Annotated in this window: 11 protein-coding genes; 6 read left to right on the top strand and 5 right to left on the bottom strand. The window is 72.5% G+C overall.

The features are described from left to right. Positions 1-3 precede the first annotated feature (3 nt). A complete protein-coding gene (locus BLU82_RS22660) occupies positions 4-2,406 on the top strand; it encodes a lysylphosphatidylglycerol synthase transmembrane domain-containing protein (RefSeq protein ID WP_092623301.1) in 2,403 nt (800 codons plus the stop codon). A gap of 226 nt (positions 2,407-2,632) precedes the next feature. Here the strand turns inward: BLU82_RS22660 and moeZ are convergent, their stop codons facing one another. Both moeZ and BLU82_RS22670 read right to left on the bottom strand, forming a co-directional pair. Continuing rightward, the gene (gene moeZ / locus BLU82_RS22665) at positions 2,633-3,805 is read right to left on the bottom strand and encodes an adenylyltransferase/sulfurtransferase MoeZ (protein ID WP_092623302.1); all 1,173 of its coding nucleotides are present in this window, start codon (positions 3,803-3,805) and stop codon (positions 2,633-2,635) included. An 11-nt stretch (positions 3,806-3,816) separates the two neighbouring features. Further along, positions 3,817-4,812, bottom strand: coding sequence for an alpha/beta fold hydrolase (locus BLU82_RS22670; protein ID WP_157741202.1), 996 nt, complete (start codon positions 4,810-4,812; stop codon positions 3,817-3,819). Positions 4,813-4,893: 81 nt separating this feature from the next. On the opposite strand from BLU82_RS22670, the gene BLU82_RS34365 reads away from it, so the two are divergent. The 3 genes from BLU82_RS34365 (at position 4,894) to BLU82_RS22680 (ending at position 6,096) form a co-directional block, all read left to right on the top strand. After that, positions 4,894-5,082 (top strand): hypothetical protein, encoded by a 189-nt coding sequence (locus BLU82_RS34365; RefSeq protein ID WP_157741203.1) that lies wholly within the window; start codon positions 4,894-4,896, stop codon positions 5,080-5,082. Positions 5,083-5,176: 94 nt separating this feature from the next. Then, on the top strand, positions 5,177-5,761 hold the full coding sequence (locus BLU82_RS22675; RefSeq protein WP_370246332.1) for a TetR/AcrR family transcriptional regulator: 585 nt from the start codon (positions 5,177-5,179) through the stop codon (positions 5,759-5,761). 101 nt (positions 5,762-5,862) lie between these two features. Continuing rightward, on the top strand, positions 5,863-6,096 hold the full coding sequence (locus tag BLU82_RS22680; protein ID WP_231947560.1) for a DUF3107 domain-containing protein: 234 nt from the start codon (positions 5,863-5,865) through the stop codon (positions 6,094-6,096). 1 nt (position 6,097) lies between these two features. Here BLU82_RS22680 and BLU82_RS22685 read toward each other — a convergent pair whose 3' ends face one another. Next, complete coding sequence (locus BLU82_RS22685; protein ID WP_197682398.1) at positions 6,098-6,781, bottom strand: ferritin-like fold-containing protein; 684 nt, start codon at positions 6,779-6,781, stop codon at positions 6,098-6,100. A 275-nt stretch (positions 6,782-7,056) separates the two neighbouring features. Between BLU82_RS22685 and BLU82_RS22690 the strand changes: the two genes are divergently transcribed. Beyond that, the gene (locus BLU82_RS22690) at positions 7,057-8,529 is read left to right on the top strand and encodes a DEAD/DEAH box helicase (RefSeq protein ID WP_231947561.1); all 1,473 of its coding nucleotides are present in this window, start codon (positions 7,057-7,059) and stop codon (positions 8,527-8,529) included. Positions 8,530-8,568: 39 nt separating this feature from the next. Here the strand turns inward: BLU82_RS22690 and BLU82_RS34800 are convergent, their stop codons facing one another. Continuing rightward, complete coding sequence (locus BLU82_RS34800) at positions 8,569-9,546, bottom strand: threonine/serine dehydratase (RefSeq protein WP_172885681.1); 978 nt, start codon at positions 9,544-9,546, stop codon at positions 8,569-8,571. A gap of 345 nt (positions 9,547-9,891) precedes the next feature. Between BLU82_RS34800 and BLU82_RS22700 the strand changes: the two genes are divergently transcribed. Further along, the gene (locus BLU82_RS22700) at positions 9,892-12,465 is read left to right on the top strand and encodes a LuxR family transcriptional regulator (RefSeq protein ID WP_092623306.1); all 2,574 of its coding nucleotides are present in this window, start codon (positions 9,892-9,894) and stop codon (positions 12,463-12,465) included. Here BLU82_RS22700 and dnaE read toward each other — a convergent pair. After that, positions 12,452-15,979 (bottom strand): DNA polymerase III subunit alpha, encoded by a 3,528-nt coding sequence (gene dnaE, locus BLU82_RS22705; RefSeq protein ID WP_092623307.1) that lies wholly within the window; start codon positions 15,977-15,979, stop codon positions 12,452-12,454. The two genes, BLU82_RS22700 and dnaE, sit on opposite strands and share 14 nt — an antisense overlap. Between the last annotated feature and the right edge of the window lies 1 nt (position 15,980).

Raw genomic sequence — 15,980 nt, forward strand, 5'->3', positions numbered from 1 at the left:
GCGATGACGGAGACGACCGAGGCGACACGCGCGCGGCGGGTCCCGGCCGGCAAGATCGTGGTCGAGGAGCCCCCGCTGCCTCGTCGTACCCGGCGCCCCATCGACCTCCTGCGGCTGGTCCTCGTCCTGGTGCTGATGACGGCGCTGGCGGCGCTCGCCGTCGTGGCTGAGCGGACGCTCACCAGCCTGACCGCCGACCTCGCCGCCCTCAACCGGGTCGTCCCGAGCGGCCCGGTCGACTTCATCGCGCTGGCGTCCGAGCTGGCCAGCCTGCTGCTGCCGCCGGTGCTGGTGTTCCTGCTGATGGTCCGCGGCCGCATGCGGACGACGGTCGAACTGCTGGCTGCCGGAGCCGTGGCCTCCCTCGCGGCGGCGCTGCTGTCGAACTGGCTGGCCGGGCCGGCGCCCGAGCGGCTGCACGACACCTTCGTCCCGGTCGTCGACGGGTTCGACGGCACGGCCGTGCCCGCGATGCCGACCCTGCTGGTCGCGATGATGACGGTGGTGTCGCGGCTGCAGCTGCCGCGGATCCGTCAGGTCGCGGGGTTCGCGATCGCCGGCAGCTTCGCCGTCTGGCTGTTCCAGGGCGAGGTCACCGTCGGCGGCCTGCTGGTCTCCCTCGCGCTCGGCCGGGCGATGGGCCTGCTGGTCCGGCTGATCAGCGGGCAGCCGTCGCTGGCGCCGAACGGGCACAAGGTGGCCGCCGTCCTGCGCGACAACGGCTACGACGTCACCACGCTGCGCGCCGACCCCGTCGACAAGTACCGCCGCTACATCGCCGAGAGCACGCAGGGGATGCTCGGCGTCCTCGTCCTGGACCGCGACAACGACGGCGCCGGCATCGTCGTCCGCGCCGCCGACCAGATCCGCACCCGCGAAGAGGTGCTGCCGCGGCAGATGGTGACGATGCGCAACGCCGTCAACCAGATCACGCTGCAGGCCCTCGCCGTCTCGCGGGCCGGCGCCCGCACGCCGAAGCTGCGCAACGTCCTGCGCATCGGGTCCGACGCCGCCGCCATCGTCTACGACCACGTGCCCGGCACCATCCTCGCCAACATGCCGGCCGACCAGGTCACCGACGCCATGCTCGAGGACCTGTGGCGGCAGCTGGGGCGGCTGCGTCGCAACGAGGTGGCGCACCGGCGCATCTCCGGTCGGACCATCCTCATCTCCGACGCCGGCAAGGTCTGGCTGCTCGACCCGTCCGGCGGCGAGGTGGCCGCGCCGGAGCTGGCGATCCGCGCCGACCTCGCCCAGGCGCTGGTCGGCTGCGCCCTCGTCGTCGGCGTCGACCGCACCATCGCCACCGCCATCCGCGTGCTCGGCCGCGACGTCGTCAGCGCCGCCATCCCGCTGCTGCAGCCGGTCGCGCTGGCCCGGTCGACCCGCATGGACCTCAAGGGCCGCCGCGACGTGCTCACCAAGCTGCGCGACGGCCTGGTCAGCAGCACCGGCCAGGAGCCCGACGAGCCGGTGCGACTGCAGCGGCTGCGGCCGTTGTCGCTGCTCACCGGCGTCGGCGCGGTGTTCGCCGTCTACCTCGTCGGCACCCAGCTGTCCGACGTGTCGCTCACCCAACTGTGGTCGCAGACCGACTGGCGGTGGCTGTTCATCGCGATCGTGCTGATGTTCACCAGCTACCTCGGTGCGGCGTTCGCGCTGCTCGGGTTCGTGCCGGAGAAGGTGCCGTTCTGGCGCGTCGTCGGCGCGCAGGTCTCCCTGGGCTTCCTGCGGCTGTTCGCGCCCGCCACCGTCGGCGTCGTCGCGATCAACATCCGGGTCCTGACGAAGGCCGGCGTGGCGGCCCCGCTGGCGGCGGCGAGCGTCGCCGCGAACCAGGTGGCGAACGTCTCCATCACGTTCCCCGTCATCGGCATCCTCGGCGTCGTGTCCGGGTCGTCGGCGGCACCCGACATCGACCCGTCGCTGAACACGTTGATCATCGTGCTGATCGTGCTGGCGGCCGCGGCCGTGCTGGCGCTGATCCCGCCGGTGCGCGTGCGGCTGCGGGCGCTGTGGGGCGACTTCGCCCAGCGTGGTCTGCCGCGGTTGCTGGACGTGCTCAGCAACCCGCGCAAGCTGCTGGTGGCGCTGGCCGGTATCGTGCTGCAGTCGGCCAGCCTGATCTTCTGCTTCTACGTCTGCCTGAAGGCGGTCGGCGGGGCCGCGAACCTCGCCGCCATGGCCGTCGTCCAGCTGGTCGGCAACACGCTCGGCATGGCCGTGCCGACCCCCGGCGGCCTGGGCGCCGTCGAGGCCGCCCTGACCGCTGGCGTCAGCACCCTCGGCGTCGGCGCGACGACCGCCGTGACCGCCGTGCTGGTGTTCCGGCTGGTGTCGTTCTGGCTGCCGATCCTGCCCGGCTGGATCTTCTGGACCCAGATGCAGCGCCGCGACATGCTCTGACCGCGACCGCTGCCGGCCGTTGCGAGAGGCCGCGGGGCGGCGGCGGGCAACGCGAACGCAGACTCTGTCGGTGCCCGCCCGTAGGGTGGGACTCCCTCCCAGCCGGGCGGGCCATGACCCCGGCGGCGCACGAACCCACCGGCGCACGAACCCACCGGCGCAGGCGGCCCTCAACGCAACGGGCCACCACGACACGAGGTCGTGGCGGCCCGGCGGTGCTGACGGATCAGTACGAGGGCTGCGACGGGTCGATCTGGTTGACCCAAGCGGCCACTCCGCCACCGACGTGCACGGCGTCGGCGAGGCCGGCGCCCTTGATGACGGCCAGTGCCTCGGCCGAGCGCATGCCCGACTTGCAGTGCAGCACGACCTGCTTGTCCTGCGGCAGCTTGCCCAGCGCCTCACCGGTGAGGAACTCGTTCTTCGGGATGAGCACCGCGCCGGGGATGCGGTTGATCTCGTACTCGTTCGGCTCGCGCACGTCGACCAGCAGGAAGTCGCGCTGACCGGCCTCGCGCTCGTCGAGCCAAGCCTTGAGCTTCACGACGGAGATGGTGGCGTCGGCGGCGGCCTCGGCGGCCTCGTCGCTCAGCGTGCCGCAGAACGCCTCGTAGTCGATCAGCTCGGTGACGGGCTCGGCCGTGGGGTCCTTGCGGATCTTCAGCGTGGTGTAGTTCATCTCGAGCGCGTCGTAGATCATCAGGCGGCCGAGCAGGGGGTCGCCGATGCCGGTGATGAGCTTGATCGCCTCGGTGACCATGATCGAGCCGATGGACGCGCACAGCACGCCCAGCACGCCGCCCTCGGCGCACGACGGCACCATGCCGGGCGGCGGCGGCTCGGGGTAGAGGTCGCGGTAGTTCGGCCCGTGCTCGGCCCAGAACACGCTGACCTGGCCCTCGAACCGGTAGATCGAGCCCCACACGTACGGCTTGCCGAGCAGCACGGCGGCGTCGTTGACGAGGTAGCGGGTGGCGAAGTTGTCGGTGCCGTCGAGGATGAGGTCGTAGCCGGAGAAGATCTCCAGCACGTTGTCGTTGTCGAGCCGCGTCTCGTGCAGGATGACGTCGACGTACGGGTTGACCTCCTTGACGGAGTCGCGCGCCGACTGCGCCTTGGACCGGCCGATGTCGGACTGGCCGTGGATGACCTGGCGCTGCAGGTTGGACTCGTCGACCTCGTCGAACTCGACGATGCCCAGCGTGCCGACGCCGGCCGCGGCGAGGTACAGCAGGGCGGGCGAACCGAGGCCGCCCGCGCCGACGACCAGCACCTTCGCGTTCTTCAGCCGCTTCTGACCGGCCATGCCGACGTCGGGGATGATGAGGTGCCGGGAGTAGCGGCGGACCTCATCGACTGTGAGCTCAGCTGCGGGCTCCACCAGAGGAGGCAGGGACACGATCGGCTCCGTCAGTTCGAGGCGTGGGTTCTTTCCTCTGCCAACGGTGCCACGGGATTCGGCATTCCCTGATCGAGTGTTCGCCTGGTGGACGCCGGTGTCCGGATCCTGGACGCGTCGCGGATGAACTCGCGGATGACGGCGGCGACGGCGACCGGGTGCTCCATCATCGCGACGTGCCCGGTGTTGGGCATGTAGACGAGCCGGGCGTAGCGCAGCGCCCGCCGCCACCGGGTGCGTCCCCACGGCCCGACCAGAGCGTCGCGCGCTCCCATGATCACCAGCGTCGGCCGCAGCAGATGGCTGGCCGCCCGCCAGGCGGACTGCCGTCCGGGCCTGGTGTAGTGCGCGACGATCGAGCGCAGCGCGGACAGCAGGACGGTGTCGGCGTACGGCTTCTCGGTCCACCGGTCGCGCTGCTCGGCGGCGAACGTCAGCTCGGCCACCGGCACCACGGCCGCGTTCGCGAACAGCATCGCCGTCAGCCGCTCGGCCTGCTTCTCCGTCGGGATGCCCGCCGCCGCACGCAGGATGCGCTCACCCACCCACGGCACGGCCATGACGGCGGTCGCCTGCGCGGCCCACGGCAGCCGGTACTGCGGCATCGCCGGCGAGACGAGGCTCAGCGTCAGCACGAGGTCGGGCCGCCGGGAGGCGACGTAGACGCAGATCATGCCGCCGAGCGAGTTCGCGACCAGGTGCACCGGCCGGTCGAACGTCTCGAGGAACGCGACGACGTCGGCGACGTACTCGGCGACGGTGTGGTGGTCGCCGGGCGGGGACTCGCCGAAGCCGGGGAGGTCGATCGCCCACTGCTCGGCGTCGCCGCGCAGCTCGCGCATGAGCGCCGTCCAGTTCGTGGACGAGCCGCCAAGCCCGTGGACGTACACCAGCGGGGTGCGCTCGCCGGCGCCGTCGGACGCGGGCGGCGTGGTGTGGCGGACGAAGACGCGCCGCCCGGTCGAGAGCGTCCGCGGCTCACCCGGCCAGGCCTCGATCCGTTCCACACTGAGATGTTGGCACACCGCCGACTGCGGGCACGCTGAGCGGGTACCGTCGATGAGAGGCACGCGCCCGGGAGGTGCACGGTGACCGAACGTTGGCACGACGACGATCCCGAGGTCGCCGAGGGCGATCTGAGCGAGCAGCACCGCGACCTCGTCGACGATCCCGACTCCGGCGACGACGCCGAGAGCGACGTCCCCGACGGCGTCGATCCCGCCGATGCGCAGGAACAACGCCAGCCGGTCGGCTTCGACGACGACGACTACCGCTGAGGGTTCGGCGCCGGGAACGATACGATCCCGACATATATCCAATCCGAGGAGTGCCGTGACGACCGTGCCCGCCATCCCGGCCCGCGGCATCCGCATGCCCCGGGACCAGCGCCGCACCCAGCTGCTCGGCGCCGCCCGCGAGGTGTTCGTCGCGCAGGGCTACCACGCGGCGGCCATGGACGACATCGCCGACCGCGCCGGCGTCAGCAAGCCGGTTCTGTACCAGCACTTCCCCGGCAAGCTGGAGCTGTACATCGCGCTCCTCGACGCCAGCAAGAACGAGCTGCTGACCACGCTGCACCGCGCCATGGCGTCCACCAACGACAACAAGCAGCGCGTCATCGCCACGGTCAACGCCTACTTCGAGTTCGTCGACAACGACTCCGGCGGCTACCGCCTGCTGTTCGAGTCCGACCTGCCGAACGAGCCGGTCGTCCGCGAGCGGCTGGACCGCCTGACCGAGCTGTGCGCCCAGGAGGTCAGCCAGATCATCGCCGACGACACCGGCCTGCCGCCCGAGGAGTCCAACCTGCTCGCCGTCGGCCTCGTCGGCATCGCGCAGGTCACGGCCCGGTACTGGCTGTCGTCCGGCGGCACCATCCCGCGCGCGGCCGCCGCCGAGCTCGTCGCCACACTCGGCTGGCGCGGCATCCGCGGCTTCCCCAAGCGCGACGGCTGATTACGCTCGCGGCGCACACGCCGCCGGCGGCGGAATGGGCTCGACTAGCCTTGCGGTTGACCACACCGACAACAGGTCCTTGGGCCCGAGGGGAGAACAGGGTGGCCGTGGAGGTCAAGATCGGCGTGCACAACGCCACGCGGGAGCTCGTGCTCGAGAGCGGTCAGACGCCGAAGGAGATCGAGAGCACCGTCCGTTCGGCGCTCAGCGACGCCAACGGTCTGCTCGACCTCACCGACGAGCGCGGCCGTCGGCTGCTGGTACGCACCGAGCACCTGACGTACGTCGAGATCGGCGAGCCGGTCGAGCGCCGGGTCGGCTTCGGCACCGTCTGAGTCAGGCCGACAGGCCGAGCTTGGTCATCCGGTCGGTGTGCTTCTTCGTGATGCGCGCGAACAGCTGACCGAGCTCGGCGAGATCCATGCCCGGGCGGTCGACGCCGCCCACGAGGAGTGCGGCCAGGGCGTCGCGGTCGACGGCGACGCGCTGGGCCTGGGCCAGCGCCTCGCCGACCAGGCGGCGGGCCCACAGCGCGAGCCGTCCGGCCAGCCGCGGGTCGGCGTCGACGGCGTCGCGGACCCGGCCGACGGCGAAGTCGGCGTGGCCGGCGTCGGCCAGCACGTCGATGACCAGCTCGCGGGTCCGCGGGTCGACGGTCTCGGCGACCTCGCGGTAGAAGTCGGCCGCGATGCCGTCGCCGACGTACGCCTTGACCAGCCCTTCCAGCCAGTCGGCCGGCGCGGTGTTGGCGTGGAACTGCTCCAGCGGCACCCGGAACGGCGCCATGGCGTCGTCGACCGGCGCGCCGAGCTCGTCGAGGCGGTCGCGGATGCGCTCGAAGTGGTGGAACTCGGTGACCGCCATGCCCGCCAGCGCGGCCTTGTCGGCCAGCGACGGCGCCAGCCCGGCGTCGGCGGCCATGCGCTCGAACCCCGTCAGCTCACCCAGCCCCAGCAGGCCGAGCAGATCGACGATGCCGGCGCGGTAGGCGGGGTCGTCGAAGGCGTCGTTCGCGCTCACGATCGCAACGATAACGGCGTGGCGCGGATGACGGTGTACAGCACTCCATTCCACTTGCCGTTACACTGGGCGATGGTATAGATGGCGTCCGGGCGAAACGGGCGCCCCCCGGGGACGAACCGGACGTCCGTACGCGTACCACGCGGCCTCTGGGCCCGCCGGCGATGACCGCCGGCGCGCGGCCCGGTTGGCGCGTCGCGTACATGCCGTCTCGCGGCCTCGGGGTCCTGCGACGAATGAGGCGAGACGCCCTGACAACCTTCACCGACCTGGGTGTGTTCCCACCCATCGCCGAGGCGCTCGAGCGCGTCGGCATCACCGAGGCGTTTCCCATCCAGGAAATGGCCATCCCGGTAGCGCTGACCGGCAGCGACCTCATCGGTCAGGCCCGGACGGGCACCGGCAAGACGTTCGCGTTCGGCATTCCGCTGCTGCAGCGCATCGTCGCCCCCGGCGACCGCGACTACGGCCTGGCGAACGAGCCGGGCAAGCCGCAGGCGCTGGTCGTCACCCCCACCCGCGAGCTGGCCGTCCAGGTCAACGGCGACCTCGCCACCGCCTCGACGGTGCGCAAGGTCCGCGTCGTCACGCTCTACGGCGGCCGTGCCTACGAGCCGCAGGTCAACGCGCTCACCAAGGGCGTCGACGTCGTCGTCGGCACGCCCGGGCGGCTGCTCGACCTCGCCGCGCAGGGCCACCTCGACCTCAGCCACGTCAAGGTGCTCGTGCTCGACGAGGCCGACGAGATGCTCGACCTCGGCTTCCTGCCCGACGTCGAGAAGCTCATCGCGCTGACGCCGGAGCTGCGTCAGACGATGCTGTTCTCCGCCACCATGCCGGCCGCCGTCATCGGCCTGGCCCGCCGCTACATGCGGCACCCGGTCAACATCCGGGCCGAGTCCCCCGACGAGACCCAGACCGTCCCCACGACGGCGCAGTTCGTCTACCGGGCGCACCAGCTCGACAAGGACGAGATGGTGGCGCGGCTGCTGCAGGCCGAGGGCCGCGGGCTCGCCATGATCTTCAGTCAGACGAAGCGGGCCGCCCAGCGGCTGGCCGACGAGCTGAAGGACCGCGGGTTCGCCGTCGCCGCCGTGCACGGCGACCTCGGCCAGGGCGCGCGCGAGCAGGCGCTGCGGGCGTTCCGCAGCGGCAAGGTCGACGTCCTCGTCGCCACCGACGTCGCGGCCCGCGGCATCGACGTCGAGGGCGTCACCCACGTCGTCAACCTCACCTGCCCCGAGGACGAGAAGACGTACCTGCACCGCATCGGCCGCACCGGCCGGGCCGGCGCGTCGGGCGTCGCCGTCACGTTCGTCGACTGGGACGACCTCACCCGCTGGAAGCTGATCAACGACGCGCTCGACCTCCCCTACCCGGAGCCGGTCGAGACGTATTCCAGCAGCGAGCACTTCTTCCACGACCTCGGCATCCCGCCGGGCACCAAGGGCACGCTGCCGCGGTCCGAGCGCACCCGCGCCGGGCTCGACGCGGAGAAGCTCGAGGACCTCGGCGAGACCGGCAAGACCCGCAGCCGGCAGCCCCGCGCCCGCCGCGGCGGTGGCCGGCGCCGCACCCGCGGCGGCGAGCCCGCGACGGTCGGCGCGCAGGGTCGCTCCGAGCACCGCACCGACGAGGAGGCGCGGCCCAAGCGGCAGCGCACCCGGCGCCGCACCCGCGGTGGCAAGTCCGTCGACGACGGCGGCGCGGGCCACTCCCCCGAGGCCGACCCCACCGCGACGTCCTGACCCACGGCCACGATGCGCCGGCTCGCCCGGCGCATCGGGTCACGGGACGGCGGGAGCCACGCCGACCCAGCGGTGGTAGTTCGCGAGATCGACGTTGCTGCCGCACACGATGGTGACGACGTGCCGCCCGGCGAAGCGCTCGCGGTCCTCGAGGATCGCCGCGACGCCGAGCGCCGCCGACGGCTCGACGACAAGGCCGGCGTGGTCGAGGAGCATCCGCATGCCGGCGGTGATCGACTCCTCCCTGACCAGGACGGCGTCGTCGGCGAGCACGAGCAGGTCGTCCAGGACGGCCGGGATCGGACGGCGGCCCGCGACGCCGTCGGCGATGGTGTCGGTGGAGTCGGTGGTGAGGACGCGTCGCTGGCGCCACGAGAGGGTCATCGCCGGCGCGCCGAGCGGCTGGACGCAGATCACCTCGACACCGGGCGCCATGGTCTTCAGCACCTGACCCACGCCGGTGGCAAGCGCTCCGCCGCCGAGCGCGATCAGGACGGCGTCGAACGGCGCCACGGCGTCCACCAGTTCCAGGCCGATCGTCGCCGCGCCTTCACAGGTCTCGAGGTCGAGGCTGTCCTCGACCAGCCGGATTCCGTCGTGACGCGCGATCGTCGCCGCCCGCTCACGGGCCAGGTCGAAGTCGCCGTCCACCAGCTCCAGATCCGCGCCCAGCGCCCGGATGCGATCGAGCTTGGCCGTCGGCGCGAACCGGGAGGCCACCACGGTGACGTCGAGCCCGCGCCCCCGACCGGACCAGGCGAGGGCCTGACCGAGGTTGCCCGCGCTGGCGCACACCACCGCTCCCCCGCCGTCGGCGGCGAACAGGCCCGCGACCAGCTCGGTGCCGCGGCCCTTGAAGCTGCGGACCGGGTTCGCGGTCTCGAGCTTGACGCTGACCGCGCAGCCCAGGTCCGGCTGCAGGCCCTGGACGGGATACAGCGGCGTGTCGAGGAACAGCGGGTCGATCAGCCGGCGTGCCGCCCGGATGCGATCGATGTCGAGGCGCGTCTCCTGCACGATGCCGCAGCGTAGTCCGGACGCGGCGAAGGGACCCGGTGACCCCACGGGGGAGGGAGTCGCCGGATCCCTTCGGGTCCGAGTGTGCCTTCCGATGACCGCCGGCGCAGGGGTGGTGTGACCTCGGGGTGGAGGGTGCCGACGGTCATCGGATGGCTGCGCGGCCGTGTCGCAGGCGCCCCCTGCTGATCGGCCGTGCGCGGGAGTCCGACGTGGTACCAGCCCGCCGTCTTCCCTGGCCCAACGCTACGAAGAGGCGGGTACGGGCGACATCCGTAGTGATTACGCAAATTCTTCTGCGCGGATCACCGCGATCTTGGTCATCTGCCTCTACCGTTGGCGTGCATGCACGCCACTCACGCGCTGAGTCACTGGCCGCTGGTCGGCCGGTACGACGAGTACGCGGCCGCGCTGCAGGTCCTGACCGGCAACGATTCCGCGACGGCGTTCGGCGTGCTGCTGATCGGTGAGTCGGGCGTGGGCAAGTCGACGTTGGCGAGCCGGCTCGAGGAGGCGGTGGCCGAGACCGCCCATGTGGTGACCGTCACATCGCCGAGCCGGGCGCAGCCGGTCATGCTCGGCGCGCTGGCGCCGTTGCTGACCGACGTCGGGGCGCACGCCGACGCCAGCCCGATCTCGGTGTTCCAGGCGGCCGCCAACCGGCTGGCCCGCGACGCCGGCGGGCGGCCGGTGGTGCTGCGGGTCGAGGACGGCCACCTGCTGGACGGCGCGAGCGCGGGCGTGCTGCGCATGCTGGCGATGTCGCGGCGGGCGCGGCTGCTGGTGACCAGCCGGCCGAACCCCGCGATCCCGGACGACCTGCTGGCGCTGTGGAAGGACGGCTGGCTGCGCTGGATCGACGTCGCGCCGCTGGACCGGGCCGAGACGACGCTGCTGCTGCGCGAGGCGCTCGGCGGCGTCGTCGGCCGCGACACCGACCGCCGCATGTGGGAGGCGAGCCTCGGCAACCCGCTCTACCTGCGCGAACTGGTCCGCTCGGCGCTGAGCCGGGACGAGCTGCTGAACAATCACGGCGTGTGGACGTGGACCGGGCCGGTGGTGCCGGGCCGGCTGATCGAGCTGGTCACGGCGGAACTGCGGCGCCGCCCGGACAGCGAGCGCGAGGTCCTGGAGATCGTGTCGCTGGCCGAGTCGCTGCCGCTGCCGCTGCTGTTCGAGCTGGCCGACACCGACACCGTCGACCCGTTGGTCGAGGCCGGCATGCTGGTCGTCGACAACGCCGCGGCACCGCCGACGGTCACACTGTCGCACCCGGTGTACGGCGAGGCGATCCGCAGCCTGGTGCCGCCCGGACGGCGCCGCGTGCTGCGGGAGCGCGTGGTCCGGCACCTCCCGGGGCCGCACGACGCGTCGCTGCCGGACCTGCTGCGGTGGGTGTCGTGGGCGCTGGAGGCGGGCTCGGTGCCCGAGCCGGAGCTGCTGGTCGAGGCGGCCGCGCTGGCCAACCGGCTGCAGCAGGCCGCCGACGGGCGCCGGTTCGCCGACCTCGCGCTGCTGGCCGATCCCGACGACGTCGTCGTGGCCGGCGCGCTGGCCGAGCGGGCCCGCGCGCACCGCGTCCTCGGCGCCGTCGACCGCGCCCAGGCCGACCTCGACCAACTGCACCTGCTGCCGGACGAGGTGCTGACGCCGCCGCTGATCGCGCACGCCGCCATCACCGGCGCCGACGTGCTGTTCCACGGGCAGGCCGACCCCGTGGCCGCGGTGCGGCTGCTGGACGACGCGCTGCCGCGGGTCGCCGTCTGCACGCAGTCGTCCGCCGTGGTGCGCGGGCACCGGCTGGCCGTGCTGATGAACGTGGGGCGCACCGACGAGGCGCTGGACGAGGCGGTCGACTTTCTCAACGACACCACGCTGCCGCTGCTGGCCCGCATCCAGCTGGCCGCGTCGGTGCAGTTGTCGCTGGCCCGGGCCGGCCGGGTGGCCGAGGCGCTGCGGCTGGGCGAGCGGTACATGGTCGCCGCCCGCGAGTCGCTGTCCGAGGCGACGGCGTACCTCATGCCGCTGCGCGCCGCCGTCACCGTGATCCGGCTGTTCGCCGGTGACGTCGACGGCGCCGAGCGGATGCACGCCGACGAGTCCGACCTCGACATCGGGCAGGTGCATCACCACCGCAACGTGCCGGGCCTGGTCGAGGGACAGTTGGCGATGGCCCGCGGCCGCTGGTCGGAGGCGTCCGGGCACCTGGGCGGCGCCATCGCCACGCTGCGCGACGCCGACCCGCGTGGGTTGCTGCCGGCGGTCCTGGCGCTGGCGGCGGAGTCCGCGGTCTGGCTCGGCGACGTCGACGACGCGGCCCGGTTCCGCGAGGAGGCGCTGCGCCAGCCGGTGCACGAGACGTCGACGATGTTCGGACGGCGCCGCCGCACGCTGCTGTGGGTGGGCCTGGCGCGCAGCGAGAGCGACGCCGTCGACAACGCCATGGACGCCGCCGACGCCGCGGCCGCCGCGCACCTGCCGCCGGCCGAACTGGACTCCCTGCACGTCGCGCTGCTCGGGCTGGCCGACGGGCTGCCGACGGCGCGCGAGCTGACGCTGTCGCACGTCGCCGAGCGGATGGCCGCCGCCGCCAAGCAGTGCGACGGCCTGCTGCGCGCCGACGCGATGGCCGGCTACGCCCGCGCCGTGGCCGACGGCGACACCGAGCTGGCCGCGGCGTTCGAGGCGACGCTGGCCGGCTTCGGCATCTGGACCACCCCGCCGCGGCAGCAGACCGTCGCGCTGACCCGGCGCGAGCAGGAGATCGCCCCGCTGGCCGCGGCCGGCATCTCCTCACGCGACATCGCCCGCCGGCTCACCATCTCGACCCGCACCGTCGAGAGCCACCTGGCCCGCATCTACGCGAAGCTCGGCATCACCAGCCGGGCCGAGCTGCCGGCCGCGCTCAGCGGTCGCTGACCGGCGTCAGCACCACCGCCGCCTTGAGGTCGGCCCACAGCTCCGGCCGGACGGTGACCCGCGGCCCGAGCCGGTAGACCCTGGTCCTGGCCGGTCCGCGCACCCACAGGTGCACCTCCGTGGGCCCGCGGTGCGCGGCCAGCACCTCGGCCAGCCGCCGGGCCCAGTCCGGCGTCACGTGCGCCGCCAGCGCGTCCAGCCGGACCGGCGCGTCGGCACTGCTCAGGTCCGGTGTCGTCAGCTCCGAGACGACCAGGCGGGGCACCTCCTCGCGCTTGTCCAGACGGCCCTTGACCAGCACAATCGCGTCCTCGGTCAGGCCGGCGGCGACCAGCTGGTAGGTCGCCGGGAAGACCATGCAGTCGATCGAGCCGGCCAGGTCCTCGACGGTGGCGATGGCCCAGGCGTCGCCCCGCTTGGTCACCTTGCGCTGCAGGCTGGACACGATGCCGCCGATGGTGACGACCGCGCCGTCGGGGTGGTCGCCGCCGGTCAGCGCCGAGATCGCCGCGTCGGCCCGCTCGGCGAGCATGTGCTGCACGCCGAACAGCGGGTGGTCGGAGACGTACAGGCCGAGCATCTCCCGTTCCTGGGCCAGCAGGAACGCCTTGTCCCACTCGTCGTCCGGGAAGTCCGACGGAGCGGCGGCAACCGGGTCGCCGTCGCCGGTGCCGTGGTCGCCGAACAGGTCGAACTGACCCTCGGCCTCCTTGCGCTTCACCGCGACGGCGGTGTCGACCAGCGGCTCGAACCGGGCGGCCAGGCCCTTGCGGGTGTGGCCGAGGGCGTCGAACGCGCCGGCCTTGATCAGCGACTCGACCGTCCGCTTGCCGCAGGCGGCTGCGTCGACCTTGGCGAGGTAGTCGGGGAAGGACGCGAACCGGCCCTGCTCGTCGCGGGCCCGGACGATCGCCTCGACGACCGACGTGCCGACGTTGCGCACCGCGCTGAGCCCGAACACGATCGTGTCGTCGCCGCGCGGCGTGAAGTCGGCCACCGAGTCATTGACGTCGGGCGTCAGCACCGTGATCCCCATCCGCCGGCACTCGTTGAGGTACACCGCCGACTTGTCCTTGTCGTCGCGCACCGACGTCAGCAGCGCGGCCATGTACTCCGCCGGGTGGTTGGCCTTGACGTAGGCGGTCCAGTACGAGACCAGCGCGTACGCGGCCGCGTGCGCCTTGTTGTACGCGTAGCCGGCGAACGGCACCAGCACGTCCCACACCGCGCGGATCGCCTCGTCGGAGTAGCCGCGGTCCCGGCAGCCGTCGTGGAACGAGCCGAACTCCTGGTCCAGCACCTCCTGCTTCTTCTTGCCCATCGCCCGGCGCAGCAGGTCGGCCTGGCCGAGCGTGTACCCGGCCAGCACCTGGGCCGCCTTCTGCACCTGCTCCTGGTACACGACCAGGCCGTAGGTGAGGTCGAGCACCTCCTTCAGCGGCGCCTCCAGCTCCGGGTGGATCGGCGTGATGTCCTGCTGGCCGTTCTTGCGCAGCGCGTAGTTGACGTGCGAGTTCATCCCCATCGGGCCGGGCCGGTAGAGCGCGGTCACGGCGGTGATGTCCTCGAACTGGTCCGGGCGCATCAGCCGCAGCAGCGACCGCATGGCGCTGCCGTCGAACTGGAACACGCCGAGGGTGTCGCCGCGGCCGAGCAGCTCGAACGTCGGGCGGTCGTCCAGCGGCAGCGCCAGCAGGTCGAGCCCGGCGCCGGTGCCGCGCCGCACCAGTGCGACCGCGTCGTCGAGGATGGTGAGGTTGCGCAGCCCGAGGAAGTCCATCTTCAGCAGGCCGAGCGACTCGCACGTGGGATAGTCCCACTGGGTGATCGTGACGCCGTCGGAGTGGCGCACCCACACCGGCACGTGGTCGACGATCGGCTCGCTGGACATGATCACGCCGGCCGCGTGCACGCCCATCTGGCGCACCAGGCCCTCGACGCCCTTGGCCGCGTCGACGACCTTGCGCACGTCCGGCTCGTTCTCGTACATGCCGCGCACCTCGGCCGCCTCGGCGTAGCGCGGGTGCTTCGGGTCGGTGATGCCGGACAGCGTGATGCCCTTGCCGCCGACGTCGGCCGGCATCGCCTTGGTGATGCGGTCGCCGACGGCGTACGGGAAGCCGAGCACGCGGGCGGAGTCCTTGATCGCGTTCTTCGCCTTGATGGTGCCGTAGGTGCCGATCAGCGCGACCTTGTCGGCGCCGTACTTCTGGGTCACGTAGCGGATCACCTCGGTGCGCCGGCGCTCGTCGAAGTCGATGTCGACGTCGGGCATCGAGACGCGTTCAGGATTGAGGAAGCGCTCGAAGATCAGCCCGTGCACCAGCGGGTCGAGGTCGGTGATGCCCATCGCGTACGAGACCAGCGACCCGGCCGCCGACCCGCGTCCCGGGCCGACCGCGATGCCGTGTTCCTTCGCCCACATGACGAAGTCCGCGACGACGAGGAAGTAGCCGGGGAAGCCCATCTGGACGATGACGTCCATCTCGTACTCGGCCTGCCGCCGGTACTCGTCCGTGACGCCGTCCGGGTAGCGCCGCCGCAGCCCGGCCTCCACCTGCTCGCGGAACCACGTCACCTCGGTGTACCCGGCCGGGACGGGGAACCGCGGCATGAGGTCGCGCTTCTCGAACCAGCCCGTGGGGTCGACCTGCTCGGCGACGAGCTGCGTGTTGCGGCAGCCCTGCTGCCAGGCGTCGGAGGAGTCGACGGCGTACATCTCGGCGGCGGACTTGAGGTGGTAGCCGGTGCCGTCGAAGCGGAACCGGTTCGGGTCGGACACCGTGGCGCCGGTCTGGATGCACAGCAGCGCGTCGTGCGCGGCCGCCTCGTGCGCGTATGTGTAGTGCGAGTCGTTGGTGACCAGCGGCGGGATGCCGAGCCGCCGGCCGAGGTCGAGCAGGCCGTCGCGGACCCGCCGCTCGATCTCGACGCCGTGGTCCATCAGCTCCAGGAAGAACCGGCCGGCGCCGAAGATGTCGCGGTAGTCGGCGGCGGCCCGCAGCGCCGCGTCGTCCTGGCCGAGCCGCAGCCGCGTCTGCACCTCGCCGGACGGGCAGCCGGTCGAGCCGATCAGCCCGTCGGCGTGCGCGGCGAGCGCCTCCTTGTCCGTCCGCGGCCACTTCTGCAGCCAGCCCTCCTGGTAGGCGTCGGACGAGAGCCGGAACAGGTGGTGCAGGCCGGTGCGGTCGGCCGCCCAGATCGTCAGGTGGGTGTACGCGCCGGAGCCGGACACGTCGTCGCGCTTCTGGTGCGGCTGGCCCCAGAGCACCCGGGCCTTGTGCCGCCGCGACTCCGGCGCGACGTAGGCCTCCATGCCGATGATCGGGGTGACGCCGGCCGCGGCGGCCTGCTGGTGGAAGTCGTAGGCGCCGTGCAGGTTGCCGTGGTCGGTCATCGCGAGGTGCGTCATGCCGTGGTCACGGGCGGCGGTGAGCAGGTCCTTGACCCGGGCGGCGCCGTCGAGCAGCGAGTACTGCGTGTGGACGTGCAGGTGGGTGAACGGTTCGGGCACT

This window comes from Jiangella sp. DSM 45060 (genome assembly GCF_900105175.1).
GTDB lineage: Bacteria > Actinomycetota > Actinomycetes > Jiangellales > Jiangellaceae > Jiangella.